General features: G+C 48.9%; 18 protein-coding genes and 1 other RNA gene. 10 read left to right on the plus strand and 9 right to left on the minus strand.

Going from position 1 to position 13,959, the window contains the following annotated elements; translation table 11 throughout:
• Nucleotides 1–4 precede the first annotated feature (4 nt).
• On the minus strand, nucleotides 5–418 hold the full coding sequence (gloA, locus tag FAH66_RS05175) for a lactoylglutathione lyase (protein ID WP_003685011.1): 414 nt from the start codon (nucleotides 416–418) through the stop codon (nucleotides 5–7).
• Between the two features lie 206 nt (nucleotides 419–624).
• On the opposite strand from gloA, the gene FAH66_RS05180 reads away from it, so the two are divergent.
• Nucleotides 625–1,725, plus strand: a complete 1,101-nt coding sequence (locus tag FAH66_RS05180) for a conjugal transfer protein (protein WP_137040907.1) — start codon at nucleotides 625–627, stop codon at nucleotides 1,723–1,725.
• A gap of 86 nt (nucleotides 1,726–1,811) precedes the next feature.
• Complete coding sequence (locus FAH66_RS05185) at nucleotides 1,812–2,276, plus strand: low molecular weight protein-tyrosine-phosphatase (RefSeq protein ID WP_128581860.1); 465 nt, start codon at nucleotides 1,812–1,814, stop codon at nucleotides 2,274–2,276.
• A gap of 94 nt (nucleotides 2,277–2,370) precedes the next feature.
• Here the strand turns inward: FAH66_RS05185 and metW are convergent, their stop codons facing one another.
• On the minus strand, nucleotides 2,371–2,952 hold the full coding sequence (gene metW / locus FAH66_RS05190; RefSeq protein ID WP_003684992.1) for a methionine biosynthesis protein MetW: 582 nt from the start codon (nucleotides 2,950–2,952) through the stop codon (nucleotides 2,371–2,373).
• The gene (gene metX, locus FAH66_RS05195) at nucleotides 2,949–4,088 is read right to left on the minus strand and encodes a homoserine O-succinyltransferase MetX (protein WP_137040908.1); all 1,140 of its coding nucleotides are present in this window, start codon (nucleotides 4,086–4,088) and stop codon (nucleotides 2,949–2,951) included. The genes metW and metX overlap by 4 nt, the downstream gene beginning before the upstream one ends.
• A 116-nt stretch (nucleotides 4,089–4,204) precedes the next feature.
• Between metX and FAH66_RS05200 the strand changes: the two genes are divergently transcribed.
• Nucleotides 4,205–4,405 carry a protein MIGRI gene (locus FAH66_RS05200; protein ID WP_137040909.1) on the plus strand — a complete coding sequence of 67 codons (201 nt, stop codon included), beginning with the start codon at nucleotides 4,205–4,207 and terminating at the stop codon, nucleotides 4,403–4,405.
• A gap of 68 nt (nucleotides 4,406–4,473) precedes the next feature.
• On the opposite strand, the gene nadE is transcribed toward FAH66_RS05200, so the two are convergent.
• A complete protein-coding gene (gene nadE / locus FAH66_RS05205) occupies nucleotides 4,474–5,262 on the minus strand; it encodes an NAD(+) synthase (protein WP_137040910.1) in 789 nt (262 codons plus the stop codon).
• A 100-nt stretch (nucleotides 5,263–5,362) separates the two neighbouring features.
• Between nadE and FAH66_RS05210 the strand changes: the two genes are divergently transcribed.
• The 3 genes from FAH66_RS05210 to efp are packed head-to-tail and all read left to right on the plus strand — an operon-like array spanning nucleotide 5,363 to nucleotide 7,433.
• Nucleotides 5,363–5,641 carry a hypothetical protein gene (locus FAH66_RS05210; RefSeq protein ID WP_003747149.1) on the plus strand — a complete coding sequence of 93 codons (279 nt, stop codon included), beginning with the start codon at nucleotides 5,363–5,365 and terminating at the stop codon, nucleotides 5,639–5,641.
• A gap of 31 nt (nucleotides 5,642–5,672) precedes the next feature.
• Complete coding sequence (gene earP, locus FAH66_RS05215) at nucleotides 5,673–6,830, plus strand: elongation factor P maturation arginine rhamnosyltransferase EarP (RefSeq protein WP_137040911.1); 1,158 nt, start codon at nucleotides 5,673–5,675, stop codon at nucleotides 6,828–6,830.
• 42 nt (nucleotides 6,831–6,872) lie between these two features.
• A complete protein-coding gene (efp, locus tag FAH66_RS05220; protein ID WP_049351376.1) occupies nucleotides 6,873–7,433 on the plus strand; it encodes an elongation factor P in 561 nt (186 codons plus the stop codon).
• A gap of 59 nt (nucleotides 7,434–7,492) precedes the next feature.
• Here efp and FAH66_RS05225 read toward each other — a convergent pair whose 3' ends face one another.
• Complete coding sequence (locus FAH66_RS05225; RefSeq protein WP_137040912.1) at nucleotides 7,493–8,092, minus strand: MlaC/ttg2D family ABC transporter substrate-binding protein; 600 nt, start codon at nucleotides 8,090–8,092, stop codon at nucleotides 7,493–7,495.
• 165 nt (nucleotides 8,093–8,257) lie between these two features.
• On the opposite strand from FAH66_RS05225, the gene FAH66_RS05230 reads away from it, so the two are divergent.
• The 3 genes from FAH66_RS05230 (at nucleotide 8,258) to ssrA (ending at nucleotide 10,248) form a co-directional block, all read left to right on the plus strand.
• A complete protein-coding gene (locus FAH66_RS05230; RefSeq protein WP_137040913.1) occupies nucleotides 8,258–8,473 on the plus strand; it encodes a tautomerase family protein in 216 nt (71 codons plus the stop codon).
• 84 nt (nucleotides 8,474–8,557) lie between these two features.
• Nucleotides 8,558–9,772, plus strand: coding sequence for a pyridoxal phosphate-dependent aminotransferase (locus FAH66_RS05235; protein WP_003685291.1), 1,215 nt, complete (start codon nucleotides 8,558–8,560; stop codon nucleotides 9,770–9,772).
• Nucleotides 9,773–9,885: 113 nt separating this feature from the next.
• Nucleotides 9,886–10,248: a transfer-messenger RNA gene (gene ssrA / locus FAH66_RS05240) on the plus strand.
• 163 nt (nucleotides 10,249–10,411) lie between these two features.
• Here the strand turns inward: ssrA and FAH66_RS05245 are convergent.
• The 4 genes from FAH66_RS05245 to hda all read right to left on the minus strand — a co-directional run bounded on the left by FAH66_RS05245 (nucleotide 10,412) and on the right by hda (nucleotide 13,062).
• Entirely contained in the window at nucleotides 10,412–11,197 is a 786-nt protein-coding gene (locus tag FAH66_RS05245; protein WP_137040914.1) for an endonuclease/exonuclease/phosphatase family protein, read from the minus strand.
• Between the two features lie 157 nt (nucleotides 11,198–11,354).
• Nucleotides 11,355–11,636, minus strand: a complete 282-nt coding sequence (locus FAH66_RS05250) for a TonB family protein (RefSeq protein ID WP_244285028.1) — start codon at nucleotides 11,634–11,636, stop codon at nucleotides 11,355–11,357.
• 92 nt (nucleotides 11,637–11,728) lie between these two features.
• Complete coding sequence (locus tag FAH66_RS05255; protein ID WP_137040915.1) at nucleotides 11,729–12,397, minus strand: histidinol-phosphatase; 669 nt, start codon at nucleotides 12,395–12,397, stop codon at nucleotides 11,729–11,731.
• Entirely contained in the window at nucleotides 12,394–13,062 is a 669-nt protein-coding gene (hda, locus tag FAH66_RS05260; RefSeq protein ID WP_137040916.1) for a DnaA regulatory inactivator Hda, read from the minus strand. Before hda ends, FAH66_RS05255 begins: the two co-directional genes overlap by 4 nt.
• Nucleotides 13,063–13,292: 230 nt before the next feature.
• Between hda and FAH66_RS05265 the strand changes: the two genes are divergently transcribed.
• The gene (locus FAH66_RS05265; RefSeq protein WP_137040917.1) at nucleotides 13,293–13,931 is read left to right on the plus strand and encodes a DedA family protein; all 639 of its coding nucleotides are present in this window, start codon (nucleotides 13,293–13,295) and stop codon (nucleotides 13,929–13,931) included.
• Nucleotides 13,932–13,959: the final 28 nt, after the last annotated feature.

A 13,959-nucleotide genomic window follows, 5' to 3' on the forward strand; every position in this document is an offset into this window, starting at 1 on the left:
TGTCTTAAGATGAATATTGTACCGAATCGCTACCGCTTTTCTTTTGAATAAATTCAATTTTGTAGCCGTCCGGATCTTCGACAAACGCAATCACAGTCGTGCCGTGTTTCATCGGGCCGGCTTCGCGTACCACTTTGCCGCCCATTTCTTTGACACGTTCGCACGCGGCGTAAGCATCATCAACTTCAATCGCGATGTGGCCGTAAGCATCGCCTAAATCGTAAGATTCGGTATCCCAGTTGTGGGTCAGTTCCAAAACAGTATGGTCCGCCTCATCTCCATAACCGACAAAAGCCAAAGTAAAACGGCCTTCAGGATAATCACGGCGGCGCAGCAGTTGCATGTTCAATACGTTTTGATAGAAATCCAAAGAGCGTTCGAGATTGCCGACACGCAACATAGTATGAAGCAAGCGCATGATTTTGTTCCTTTCTGAATTATGTTTGGTTATGGATTATAACATATCGGGCATTTACCCTCCTCAACTTAGAAAATGCCGATACTTAAACCATGTAAAAATGAAGCGTCTCCCCTATCGCTATTTGAATTTAATTTATTAACAAGCACACCGACTGACTAAATTGCTATAATCGCCACACTTACAACACAACACTTCAAACCGTCATGAAAACCTTTGTTCTTCCAGATACCCGCCCTTATCCGCAGAGCCCTATCAAAAACTACCTTCTGCTCAATGCCTATCAACTGGCGCACAACTCCTCCTCCGCATCACGCAAGCTCTCGGCCAGCCAACTGCAAACCGAAATCCGCACCATGCTCAGCCAAAACCATTACATCAACCTTTCATTGGCGATGACCATGGCGCCCGATGTTGGTACTTACACCAGCCTGATTCAAAGCGTGGGCGAAGTCTTAAAAGCAGAAAATGATAACGAAGCCCAATGGTTTGCCCTGCCTGTCGTTTTGGTCGCCGGTTGCAAAAAAGAACAAACCCTGCCGCTCACGCTACCTACCGAAGCCCTCTTTTCCTGCCTGCAAAACTACCCTAATCTGCGCACCCTCACGCAAAACACACAATGGCTGCCTTACCTCGTCCAATCTACCGACTTGAGCAGCGTTACCCCGGGCGAGTGGTTCCAAGCCAAGCAAAACGATGAAGCGGCAGGCGCATTCCTGCAAAAATTCGAATACAAACCATTGACGCTGCCCGAAGGTCAATCCGTCCATGTGGTTTACGCGCTGGGCTACGGCAATAAAGACATTCAGACGGCCTTGGGTCTCAACCTGCAACAGGCAGGTCTGCCATTGATGCAGGTTTGGCAAGAGCATCTCGCCCTCGACGGCGTTACCCTCTTTACCAACCCACTCTCGCCCAATACGCCGCTTAACGCGCTTACCGACGGCAGCCACACCCGCCAACGCATGGCCATGGATGTTTTTGCCACCAACGCCATCCGCGCTATCCGTATGCAAAGCCCGCGTGTCGGCGTTGTTGCCGCAGCAAAAGCGGATGGCAAGCTCCAGTTCAGCTTCAACGCGACAGACAGCGCGTTTGAAATCGTTCCGCAGACCTTCACATGGGAGCTGGCCTCAACCGACAATATCGCCATCGTTCAGCAAAACTTCCTCGACCTGATGGCCGAATGCCGAATCGAGCACCTCTACCTGCTGCACAATCCATTGGGCGAAAACGAGAACATCCCTACTTATGCCCAAGCGTTAAAACTGGAAGGCCACAATCCTTTCTTCAGCCATGTAAACTAAATTGAAAATGCAACACGCCAAGGCCGTCTGAAAACGGTTTAGCGTGTTGCATTTATTTTCAAACCTTACCGCTCATTTTCACGCATATGAAAACCCACAAAATCCTTTTCGTCTGCCTCGGCAACATCTGCCGCTCCCCCATGGCCGAATACGTCCTGCGCCATCGGGCCCGCGAAGCAGGCATGGGCAATGCCATCATTACAGCCAGCGCAGGCACATCAGGCTGGCACGACGGAGAAGACATGCACGAAGGCACGCGCCGCGCACTCAAGCAACACGGCATCGACCCGTCAGGCTTTACCAGCAGCAAAATCAAACCCAGCGATGCCGAACATTTCGACTACATCATCGTGATGGACGACAACAACCTCAGAGAAACTGAAAAACAGCTCGGTTTCCACCCCGGCAAAATCTTCAAACTGACCGACCTTATCCCCGATTCAGGTTACAACCACGTTCCCGATCCATGGTACACAGGCGACTTTGACGAAACCTACCGTCTGGTCGATGCCGGCAGTTTGGCCTTGTTGGAAAAATTAAAACAGGCTTAAACCGGCTTTAACAATAAAAAGCCGTCTGAACAGGTATCCGCAAAAGCCATGCTTTCGTGATTACCTGTTCAGACGGCCTTTATTGATTACCGCATTAACCTACACGATAAAACGCCAGGCTCCCCAATAAATTCGGCAGATGTTTAATCTGTTTATTGCCGGTCATGACAGCACGTTCCAGCACACGGATTTTGTTTTTGGCGCACAGCAAATCAAAGTCTTTAAGGGTACACCAATGGATATTGGGCGTATCGTACCAATGATACGGCATCCGCTCAGAAACCGGCATATGGCCGCCGATGGCGATTTGAAAGCGGTTGCGCCAGTAGCCGAAGTTAGGGAAGCTGACAATGGCCTGCTTGGCCACGCGCATCAGGCAGCGTAGGATTTTTTCCGTATTCTGCATCGCCTGAATGGTTTGGCTCAAAACAATCACATCAAAACTTTGATCGCCAAACGCCACCAAACCTTCTTCCAAATCGGCTTGAATGACGTTCACGCCGCGGGATATAGCGGCAATCACGCTGTCGGTATCGATTTCAACGCCGTAGCCGGTGCAATTTTTATGTTCCACCAACGCGGCCAACAGTTCGCCGTCGCCGCAGCCTAAATCGAGTACGCGGCTGCCTTCGGGTATCCAATCGTAAATGAGTTGCAAATCGTCGCGCAGATTCATTTTTGGCAGTCCTTGTAAACGTTGTTCATATAAGAGGCAACCGCGCGGATATAGGCTTCGTCTTCCATCAAGAAGGCATCGTGGCCGTGATTGGATTTGACTTCAATGTATTGCACGGATTTTTGCGCGGCAATTAATGCCTTGACCAATTCATGCGAACGTTGCGGCGAGAAGCGCCAGTCGGTACTGAAGCTGGCAACAAAAAACTTGGCCTGCACATTCTCTACGGCGCGCGTGAGGTTGTGGCCGTAATCAGCGGCCGGGTCGAAGTAGTCGAGTGCCTTGGTCATCAGCAGATAAGTATTGGCATCAAAGCGGCCGACAAACTTGTCGCCCTGATAGCGAAGATAAGATTCCACTTCAAATTCAACGCCGTAACCATACTGATAGCCGTCTGATTTTAAATCGCGGCCAAATTTTTTACCCAAGCCGTCTTCGGCAAGATAGGTGATGTGCCCCATCATGCGCGCAATACGCAAACCGCGTGAAGGAACGGTTTGATGGCTGCGGTAATTGCCTTCATGGAAATCGGGATCGGTCAAAATGGCTTGACGGGCAACATCGTTAAACGCGATGTTTTGAGTGGAAAGTTTAGGCGCAGAAGCGATGACGAGTGCGTGGGCAACACGTTCAGGCAAAGAAATCGTCCATTGCAATGCCTGCATACCGCCCAAACTACCGCCGACAATGGCAGCCCATTTTTGAATACCGAGATAATCGGCAAGCATAGATTGGGACTTCACCCAGTCTTTGACGGTTACGACAGGGAAATCCGCGCCATATTCATGGCCGGTTTCAGGATTTTCTGATAAAGGGCCGGTACTGCCGTCGCAGCCGCCCAAGTTGTTCAAACCGACAACGAAGAAGCGGTCGGTATCAATAGGTTTGCCGGGGCCGACCATATTGTCCCACCAGCCGGCGTATTTATCCTCCGCACTGTGCTTGCCGGCAACGTGATGATTGCCTGACAGGGCGTGGCAGATAAGGACGGCATTGCTTTTGTCGACATTGAGTGTGCCGTAGGTTTCAATCATCAGGTCGAAACGAGGTAAGGTTTTGCCGTTTTCCAGAGCAAGCGGTGTGTCAAACGGGATTTTCTGGGGCGTTACAATGCCCACTGAGGCATTTGTTGTCATTTGTAATTTCCAAGTGAAGCGGCAAAAGGGGTATTATAACGTTTCGTTTTTGTTTTGTGCATGAGGCTTCAGACGGCCTGCCCTGATTAAAGGCAATATTTTTGGGAGAATGTGGAATGATAGGCAGGCTTTTGCGATTTTTTTTCTTTTGCGCCATAGCGGCATTGATTGTGAACCGTTTGTTCAGCTGCAAACAAAAGCGCACCATTCGTGAAATCGCCAAAATCAGCGCGTGGGTATTGCTGGGCGCAGCGGCGGCTACGCTGTTTTGGTATCTGATGATGCTGTTTTTCAAGCATATTCCCAATTCTTATTGAAATAAAATATAAAAGGCCGTCTGAAAACCTTAATCCAGCGTTTTCAGACGGCCTTTTGATGTTCAAACTTAAAACAACTCTTCCGGAATCTTGCAAACCGGAATCGGATTGACTTTGTGCTGCATGGCTTTGTGCAATCGGGTATAGATTGCCAAAACTTCGCGCTGTCTGCCCTCAAAATCTTCAGGCTTGTGACTGTCGTACACGCTCATCGCCCATTCGAGTTCTGGATAAGATGCGCCCATTTGCTCTTCATCGGTACGCTCGGTATCCCAAAGTCCGTCCGTCGGTACGGCTTTTTGAATGTCTTCCGATACGTCCAGTTCGGCTGCCAGCGCGTACACTTGAGTTTTGGTCAAATCGGCAATCGGGCTGATGTCCACGCCGCCGTCGCCGTATTTGGTGAAGAAACCGACGCCGAAATCTTCAATTTTGTTGCCTGTCCCCGCCACCAGCAAACCATGCAGCTGGCCGTAATAATAAAGCGTCGTCATGCGCAGGCGGCTGCGTGCATTGGCAAGTGCCAGCTGTTTATTGGGAAATTCGGTTTCGCTGATATCAACGGTATCGGCAAACGTATCGAACGTTTGGGTCAAATCAACGCTTTGCGCTTTTACATTGGGATAACGCTGTTTCAGACGGCACATGTGTTCTTGCGCGCGGTTGACTTGGTCGGATTTCTGACGAATCGGCATTTCCAACAACAAAACCGACAACCCGGTTTGCGCTGCAAGGGTGGAAACCACGGCAGAATCGATGCCGCCGGATACGCCGACGACAAAACCTTTGGCACGCGCCTGCTCAGCGTAATCTTTGAGCCATTGAACAATATGGCGGATGATGGCTTGGGTTTGCATAGGGATAAATGTTCGCTTCAAATAAAACGAATAATAGCCTGATTTGCACTTGTCTGAAAGACGACAGGGTATAATGCCCTTTTTATTTCTTGCACACACCATGTCCAAACCCATCCTTCTGCGCTGGCTCGCCGTCTGTCTGATTCCGCTCGCCACCCTTTTGTGGTTTGCCCTCAACCCGCCCGAAGACAAAACGCAACACCTCATCAACGGCATCATCCTTGCCTGTGAAGCCACGTTCCTATTTAAATTTGTCCTCTTTGACGTCATCAAACACCACCTCAAACAAGAGCCTGAATTGAAACGGCAAAGCATTTGGATGTTTATCCCGATTGTTTTGCTGATTGTCTATTTATTCCACTATTTCGGCGCATTCTGATGTTTTCAGACGGCCTTGGGCATATTTTTCCATGAACACCACCCCACCTTATACCTGCTGGATTTTCTGCAACGTCATCGACAACTTCGGCGACATCGGCGTTTCATGGCGGCTGGCTCGTGTCTTACAACGCGAACTCGGCTGGCAAGTGCATTTATGGACAGACGACTTCCCGTCCCTTCAGGCACTCTGCCCTGACTTGGCCTCGATTCCCAATATCCATCAAGGCATCGGTATTCACGCTTGGCAAGCCGACCATGCCGAAGATACCGATACAGCCCCTACCCCCGACATCGTCATCGAAACCTTCGCCTGCGAACTGCCCGACAACGTTCAAACCGTCATCCGCCGACACCAACCGCTTTGGCTTAACTGGGAATACCTCAGCGCGGAAGACAGCAACGAGAGGCTGCACTTAATGCCTTCGCCCCAAGCCGACGGCATACAGAAATACTTTTGGTTTATGGGTTTCAGCGAAAAAAGCGGCGGCCTGCTGCGCGAACGCGATTACGCCGAATCTGCCGGATTTGATACGGAAGCCTTACGCCGACAACTCAAACTTCCCGCAAAAAATGCGCCCGAATGGCTGCTTTTCGGCTATCAAAGCGATATTTGGGCAAAATGGCTGACCATGTGGCAACAGGCCGGCCAACCCATTACTCTGCTGCTTGCAGGTACACAAATCATCACCAGCCTGAAAAACAGCGGCCTAGTGCCGCAAAACGCCCTGCTTGAAGACGGCGATATGCATCAGAGCGAACACATTACCCTGATCAAAATCCCTTTCGTTGCCCAACAGGATTTCGATAAACTGCTCAATCTTGCCGACGGCGCCGTCATACGCGGCGAAGACAGCTTTGTTCGCGCCCAGCTCGCCGGAAAACCTTTCTTTTGGCACATCTATCCGCAAGAAGAAAATATCCATCTCGACAAGCTGCACGCGTTTTGGGACAAAGCGCATCAGGTTTATCCGGATGTTGTCGCCACGGCACACCGCCGCCTTTCCGACGAACTCAATAACGGAGAAGCACTCAGCGACAGCCAGCGCCTGCAGGCATGGCAAACCCTGACGGCACACCAAAACGAATGGCGGCAAAGCGCGGCAAAATGGCGGGACGGACTTTTTGCACAAAAAAGTGCCGTTGAAAAACTTGCCGCCTTTATTTCAAAGCACAAAAAAATACGCTAAAATAGCGCGTTTTATTACAACCGATTTGATTGGAAAACTACAATGAAAACAGCACAAGAACTGCGCGCCGGCAACGTATTCATGGTCGGCAACGACCCTATGGTTGTTCAAAAAACCGAATACATCAAAGGCGGTCGCTCTTCCGCCAAAGTCAGCATGAAACTGAAAAACCTGCTGACCGGTGCCGCTTCTGAAACTATTTACAAAGCCGACGACAAATTCGACGTCGTGATTTTGGCCCGCAAAAACTGTACTTACAGCTACTTTGCCGACCCAATGTACGTCTTCATGGACGAAGAATTCAACCAATACGAAATCGAAGCCGACAACATCGGCGACGCGTTGAAATTCATCGTTGACGGCATGGAAGACGTATGCGAAGTAACTTTCTACGAAGGCAACCCAATCTCCGTAGAATTGCCTACCATCATCGTTCGCGAAGTTGAATACACCGAGCCTGCCGTTAAAGGCGATACCTCCGGTAAAGTAATGAAAACCGCGCGTCTGGTCGGCGGCACTGAAATCCAAGTGATGTCTTACATCGAAAACGGCGACAAAGTCGAAATCGATACCCGCACCGGTGAATTCCGTAAACGTGCTTAATCAGTCCGTAAAACAAAAAGGCCGTCTGAATATTCAGACGGCCTTTTTCTTAATCTGCCTTATTGTTTCTTCAAGCCCTTGGCTTCGACAGTCGCAATCGTACCGTCAATGCCTTTGCTCTTAATCAGCTCGCCAAATTGATTTCGGTATACCGTTACCAAGCTGGTACCGTCCACGCGAATATTGTAAATCTTATACGCACCGCCGCTTTGGTAAAGCTGGTAGGCAACTTCATACTTGGTGCCTTTTTTGGTCTGAATTTCCGAGAAAACGTCAAACTTATTGCCGTTTACCGTCATCTTCGGCAACAAGCGCACATTCGCATCCGCCGCACCAATCAGTGCAGAATGCGAATACATCGCAATCACCATGTCTTTAAATGCACGGATAAAATCGGTTTTCTGTTTGGCAGAAAATTCACGCCATGGTGCGCCAACCGCCAAAGCCGAAATACGTTCATAATCCAGATAACGGTTGGCATACTGCTCAACCTGTTTCACACGTTGCGCTTCTGTTAAAGATGTATTGCGTGCAATTTTCAACACGGTATCAATGTTCTGCTGCATCTGCTTTTGCGCCGGATGAGTTTCCGCCGCCACATAAGGCGCGGCAATTACCATCGGTGCAGCCACAATCAAAGTCTGAAGAAAACGGTTCATGACGATATCCATCCAAAATAAAACCGCATTGTAAAAACAATCTATTCCAAAAAACTTAATTCTTTGTAAAAGCAGTCATGAGCAATGAAAAATCCTGCAATTAAATTTCAGACGGCCTGATAAAAATAAGATAACATATGAACGCTATTTTAAAAGGAAACAGCCATGCCTTACGTCAACATCAAAGTAACCGGCGGCAGCGAAGCCCCGAGCACAGAGCAAAAAGCCGAATTAATCCGCGGCGTAACCGAATTACTCTCACGCGTTCTCAACAAAAATCCTGAGACAACCGTCGTCGTCATTGACGAAATCGATATGGACAACTGGGGCATAGGCGGCAAAAGCGTGACGGTTCGCCGTGCTGAAGCGCGCAATAAGTAAGCTTTGGCCGTCTGAAACCCTTTTAATTTACCCGCAAAAAGAGTACATTTATCCCATTGTCTACAATTTTACGGAACACACATCATGGAGAAATTCCCCAAATCATCAAAACTGGACCACGTTTGCTACGACATCCGCGGCCCGGTTCATAAAAAAGCCCTGCAACTGGAAGAAGAAGGCAACAAAATCCTCAAGCTCAATATTGGCAACCCTGCCCCGTTCGGCTTTGAAGCGCCTGATGAAATTTTGGTTGACGTGATCCGCAACCTGCCGACCGCGCAGGGCTATTGCGACTCCAAAGGCCTTTATTCCGCACGCAAAGCCATCGTTCATTACTATCAAACCAAAGGCTTGCTCGACGTTACCGTCAACGACGTTTACATCGGCAACGGCGTCTCCGAGCTGATTACCATGTCCATGCAAGCATTGCTCAACGACGGCGATGAAATCCTGATTCCTGCGCCTGACTATCCACTGTGGACCGCTGCCGCAACACTGGCCGGCGGCAATGTGCGTCATTATTTGTGCGACGAAGAAAATGACTGGTTTCCGAATCTAGCCGATATAGAAGCCAAAATTACGCCGAAAACCAAAGCCATCGTCGTCATCAACCCCAACAACCCCACCGGCGCGGTGTACAGCAAAGAAATCCTGCTGGAAATCGCCGAATTGGCGCGTAAACACGGCCTGATTATTTTTGCCGACGAAATTTACGACAAAATTCTTTATGATGGTGCCGTACACCATCACATTGCCGCCCTCGCCCCCGACTTGCTGACCATTACGTTTAACGGCCTCTCCAAAGCCTACCGCGTGGCCGGTTTCCGCCAAGGCTGGATGGTGCTCAACGGTCCGAAACATCATGCCAAAGGCTATATCGAAGGCCTCGACATGCTCTCCTCCATGCGTCTGTGTGCCAATACGCCGATGCAACACGCCATTCAGACGGCCTTGGGCGGCTATCAAAGCATCAACGAATTTATCCTGCCAGGCGGCCGCCTGTTGGAACAACGCAATAAGGCATGGGAACTGATCAACCAAATCCCCGGTGTTTCCTGCGTCAAACCAATGGGCGCGATGTATATGTTCCCCAAAATCGATACCGAAATGTACGGCATTCATGACGACATGAAATTCGTCTACGACTTGCTCGTGCGTGAAAAAGTCTTGTTCGTCCAAGGTACAGGCTTCAACTGGATACGCCCCGACCATTTCCGTATCGTTACCCTGCCGCCCGTTCATCAAATCGAAGAAGCCATGGACAAACTCAAACGCTTCTTGCAAAACTACCATCAATAAACCTAAGCCAAACAGGCCGTCTGAAAAAGCAAACTGCTGTTCAGACGGCCTTTTCAATCAATCGGCAACTTGGCAAAGCACGCTGACATGCGTATAATCGACTTTTCCTATCTGGGGGCGATCTTGGTTTCGACGGGGGTTGCAAAGCAGATGCGGGCATACCGGGGTCTCAGATTTCCCGTAAAACACTGAATCTAAATAGTCGCAAACGACGAAACTTACGCACTGGCCGCTTAAGGCCTGCCGTTGCAGCAGTTGGTCAATGGGCTGTGTAGCGCAAGCTACCGCAACGTCATTCTACATTGACTGGTTTTCTGTCGGGTTACTTGGCAGGAAACGAGATTTAAGGTAACTGGTTCTCTGAAGGCCTGTTGGTCGGCATGATGGGGACGAGATTCTAAATAGACACAACTAAGTATGTAGAACGCTCTGTAGAGGACTTTCGGACGGGGGTTCGATTCCCCCCGCCTCCACCAGATTTAAAGCGCAAACTTTTGACATAAAAAGTTTTGCGCTTTTTTATAAACTTAAACAGGCCGTCTGAAACTTTTCAGACGGCCTGTTTTTGTCTCAAATATCCAAGTGAAAAAACTTTTTCTTTCGATACATTGCCAATAGTGCTTTAAAAAAATTTCAACCTTACATTTTTCTATCTGATTTCATATTCATTTTACGATGCGGCCTAACCGTTACACTCAATGGCAGATGATCTGACAAATGCTGCCAGTCTTTACTGTTGTGGATTTCAGAATCGATAACATCAAGATTGCGCGTATAAATGCGGTCGAGACTGAGGATGGGTAGGCGCGAAGGGAAGGTTTTGGGGCGTTTGCCTGTATTATCGACAAATACTTCGTTCAAATCTAATGCCCTGCCCAGCTCACGCGCTGATTTCTGACGCCAATCATTGAAATCGCCGGCGATAATCAACGGGCTTTCCGGACTAATGTATCGACCAACGTAGTCGCTGATGGCGCGGTATTGTTTAAGCCGGTCAGGCTCGCGCAAGTTGAGGTGGACGCACAAACACACCAGCGGATCTTCCCAACCTTCGGGCACGACTTCGCAATGCAACAGGCCTCGTTGTTCAAGTTTGTTGACGCTGATGTTGAGGTTGTTTTCCGTTTTCAGCGGCAGGCGGCTGAGAATGGCGTTGCCGTGATGGCGTTTAGGATAGACGGCATTTTTACCGTAGCTGCGATGATAATCGAGGCTGTCGCCGATGATGTCATAATGCGGTGCATCAGGAAAGTTGGTACGGCGGCTTCTGTTGAGATGTTGTCCTTGGACTTCTTGTAAAAACAAAACGTCCGAACCCAATGCACCCAGCGCGTCAGCCATGCGGTTGACCTGCACTTTACGGTTGAGCGCAGACATGCCTTTGTGCATATTGTAGGAAGTAATGGTAACTGGACGGGGAGACATGATGTGTGATGAAGCGGTTTATTTGTTTCAGTATAGCACCGGAGCGTGTGGTTTTACGGCAATTTTGGTTATACTTGTTTAAAGAATAAAACGGCGTTTTGACAGGGAATTTCCCAATCAAAACGCCTTCTGTTTTTCAGATGGCCTTGCGTCCGAATTAGTTGTTGATTACTTCAACGTTAGTTTCAAAAGTAACGGTGTGTTGATATTTAGATGCAGTTTTGCGTTTCGGATAAGGATATTTGGAAACGCTTTTCACTGCGCGTTCGTCCATTTCAGGATTACCGCTGGATTGAATGATATTCACGCGGTCAACATTGCCAGCAGTAGTTGTGAAAACATCCATCAAAACGGTTTTAACGCTGCCGTTTTGCGCTTTCATGGCTTCCAGGGTTTCGGTATCAGCTGCTTGTGCGGTACCGAATACAGCGGCAAACAACAGGGCTTAGGCGAGGAGTTTAGTCGTTTTCATGTTTTAGTCCTTATTAGGGTTGTGGTTAGGTTAAATATTTCAGACGGCCTGATTGATCGTTATTTGAAATTCAAAATCGGCCAACCTTTTGCATTGGCTTCTTTTTCCAGCTCGGCATCCGGATTGACAGCAACAGGTTCGTCCACGATACGCAGCAACGGCAAATCGTTTTTGGAGTCGCTGTAAAAATAAACCTTACCGTAGCTTTCAAAGGTCTCGCCGCGCTCGGCAAGCCATTGGTTCAATCGGGTAATTTTGCCTTCTTTCAGGCTGGGCGTACCAACATAGTTGCCCGTATATCGGCCGTCTTCACCGGTTTCAAGCTGTGTGCCGATAATGTTGTGAATACCGAAAAGATGGCAGATAGGGGTAATGATGAATTCGTTGGTCGAAGAAATAACCAACATTTCGTCGCCTGCCATTTGATGGCTTTGCACCAACATACGCTGCATCGGTGAAATATGCGGAACAATATATTCGGCCATAAACTCACGATGAAACTCAGCCAACTCTTCCTTGCTGAAACGGGCTAAAGGCGCGAGATGGAATTTGAGGAAGGCATCGATATCAAGACAACCGTTTTGATAGTCTTGGTAGAACTTTTCATTTTGCGCCTCGGTTTCAGCCGCATCCACTATGCCTTTTTTAATCAGGTATTGCGGCCAGGAGTGATCCGAATCGATATTGATTAAGGTATTGTCGAGGTCGAAAATGGCAAGGTTTTTCATTGTGTTTCCTGTTGTTTTAAAAGCTGGCGCAAAAGCGGCAAAGTAATGCGTTTGCCCATCATAACGGCGTAGTTGTCGAGGGTATCGAGCATTTGCATCAGGCTGTCCATATCGCGCCGCCAATGGTTCAGCAGGTATTCGAATATTTCCGGATCGATGGTTACCTGACGGGCGGCCGCCATGCTGACAAGCGCATCGATTTTTTCCCGGTCGGTCAACGGTTTGACTTCGTAAACCAAGCAATACGCCATGCGTGTGCGCAGGTCTTCGCGGATAACAAGCTGCTGCGGCGTATATTCGGAACTCAAAAGCAAAAAGCCTTTGCCGCTGTTGCGGAAGCGGTTGAAGATGGCAAACAGTAAAGCCTGCTCTTCATTATTAAGCTTTTCGATTTGGTCAATGGCGAGATACTCCGCATCCAACGCGGCTTCTGTCAGCGGCGTGGCGGCGGCATCAATATAGAGGGCATTTCGTCCGGCCTCGAGCGCCTGTGCAACCCACGCCCGCAAGAGATGACTTTTGCCTGCGCCCTCTTCGCCCCACACATAGATAAATTGCCCATGTTTGTGCTGCAACACATACACCAACTCGGCATTTTCTGTTCCCAGAAATTTGTCGAAGCCGGGATAATCATGACTGGCAAAATCGAAGATGAGCTGGTTCACAAAGGCGCACCGGTTAGGTTGAAATCGGCTTTATTTTACGTTGTTTTGCCGTCCACCATCAAGGATAAAGGCCGTCTGCAGCCTATACCTGCAACATATCTGCACTTCTAAACATATCTTGACGCGCTTACGGCATTGGTTTTATTCCGCTTTGGTTTTACAATGTCGAACTTCTCGCCGAAACATTTGTCTGTTCTTTTTCAGACGGCCTTTTTATTTGGGGAACCCTAGTGATTTCTACCCTTATTGATTTCATCCTCCATATCGACCAACACCTTGTCCACCTTTCCGCCCAATACGGCCCGTGGATTTACGCGATTTTGTTTGTTGTGATTTTCTGCGAAACCGGTTTGGTCGTAACACCATTTTTACCCGGCGACTCGCTGCTGTTTGCTGCCGGCGGTATTGCTGCCATCGGCGGCATGAACATCCACGTCATGGTATTGCTGCTCTTGGCAGCCGCCATTTTAGGCGATGCGGCCAACTTTATGATTGGCAAGTATTTTGGACAAAAACTGTTTGCCAACCCGGATTCCAAAATTTTCCGACGTTCGTATTTGGAAAAAACCCATGCGTTCTATGAAAAACACGGCGGTAAAACCATCATCATTGCCCGCTTTGTGCCGATTGTGCGGACGTTTGCGCCATTTGTCGCAGGCATGGGCGATATGCACTACGGCACGTTTATCCGTTACAACATTATCGGCGCAGTGTTGTGGGTATTGTCGTTTTCCTATGCGGGCTACTTCTTCGCCAACATCCCCGTCGTCAAAAACAATCTGGGCTTAGTCATGGCGGCAATCATCGTGATTTCGATTTTACCTGCGGTAGTCGAAGTCATCCGCGCCAAACTTAACGCCCAAAAATAACAATCAATCGAAAAGTTTGAAAGTTTAA

This window comes from Neisseria subflava (assembly GCF_005221305.1).
Lineage (GTDB): Bacteria > Pseudomonadota > Gammaproteobacteria > Burkholderiales > Neisseriaceae > Neisseria > Neisseria subflava.

Bases quoted from the DNA above. Each gene is read 5' to 3' on its own strand.
- gloA (WP_003685011.1), bottom strand. From the start codon at position 418: ATGCGCTTGCTTCATACTATGTTGCGTGTCGGCAATCTCGAACGCTCT.
- FAH66_RS05180 (WP_137040907.1), top strand. From the start codon at position 625: ATGAAAACCTTTGTTCTTCCAGATACCCGCCCTTATCCGCAGAGCCCT.
- FAH66_RS05185 (WP_128581860.1), top strand. From the start codon at position 1,812: ATGAAAACCCACAAAATCCTTTTCGTCTGCCTCGGCAACATCTGCCGC.
- metW (WP_003684992.1), bottom strand. From the start codon at position 2,952: ATGAATCTGCGCGACGATTTGCAACTCATTTACGATTGGATACCCGAA.
- metX (WP_137040908.1), bottom strand. From the start codon at position 4,088: ATGACAACAAATGCCTCAGTGGGCATTGTAACGCCCCAGAAAATCCCG.
- FAH66_RS05200 (WP_137040909.1), top strand. From the start codon at position 4,205: ATGATAGGCAGGCTTTTGCGATTTTTTTTCTTTTGCGCCATAGCGGCA.
- nadE (WP_137040910.1), bottom strand. From the start codon at position 5,262: ATGCAAACCCAAGCCATCATCCGCCATATTGTTCAATGGCTCAAAGAT.
- FAH66_RS05210 (WP_003747149.1), top strand. From the start codon at position 5,363: ATGTCCAAACCCATCCTTCTGCGCTGGCTCGCCGTCTGTCTGATTCCG.
- earP (WP_137040911.1), top strand. From the start codon at position 5,673: ATGAACACCACCCCACCTTATACCTGCTGGATTTTCTGCAACGTCATC.
- efp (WP_049351376.1), top strand. From the start codon at position 6,873: ATGAAAACAGCACAAGAACTGCGCGCCGGCAACGTATTCATGGTCGGC.
- FAH66_RS05225 (WP_137040912.1), bottom strand. From the start codon at position 8,092: ATGAACCGTTTTCTTCAGACTTTGATTGTGGCTGCACCGATGGTAATT.
- FAH66_RS05230 (WP_137040913.1), top strand. From the start codon at position 8,258: ATGCCTTACGTCAACATCAAAGTAACCGGCGGCAGCGAAGCCCCGAGC.
- FAH66_RS05235 (WP_003685291.1), top strand. From the start codon at position 8,558: ATGGAGAAATTCCCCAAATCATCAAAACTGGACCACGTTTGCTACGAC.
- FAH66_RS05245 (WP_137040914.1), bottom strand. From the start codon at position 11,197: ATGTCTCCCCGTCCAGTTACCATTACTTCCTACAATATGCACAAAGGC.
- FAH66_RS05255 (WP_137040915.1), bottom strand. From the start codon at position 12,397: ATGAAAAACCTTGCCATTTTCGACCTCGACAATACCTTAATCAATATC.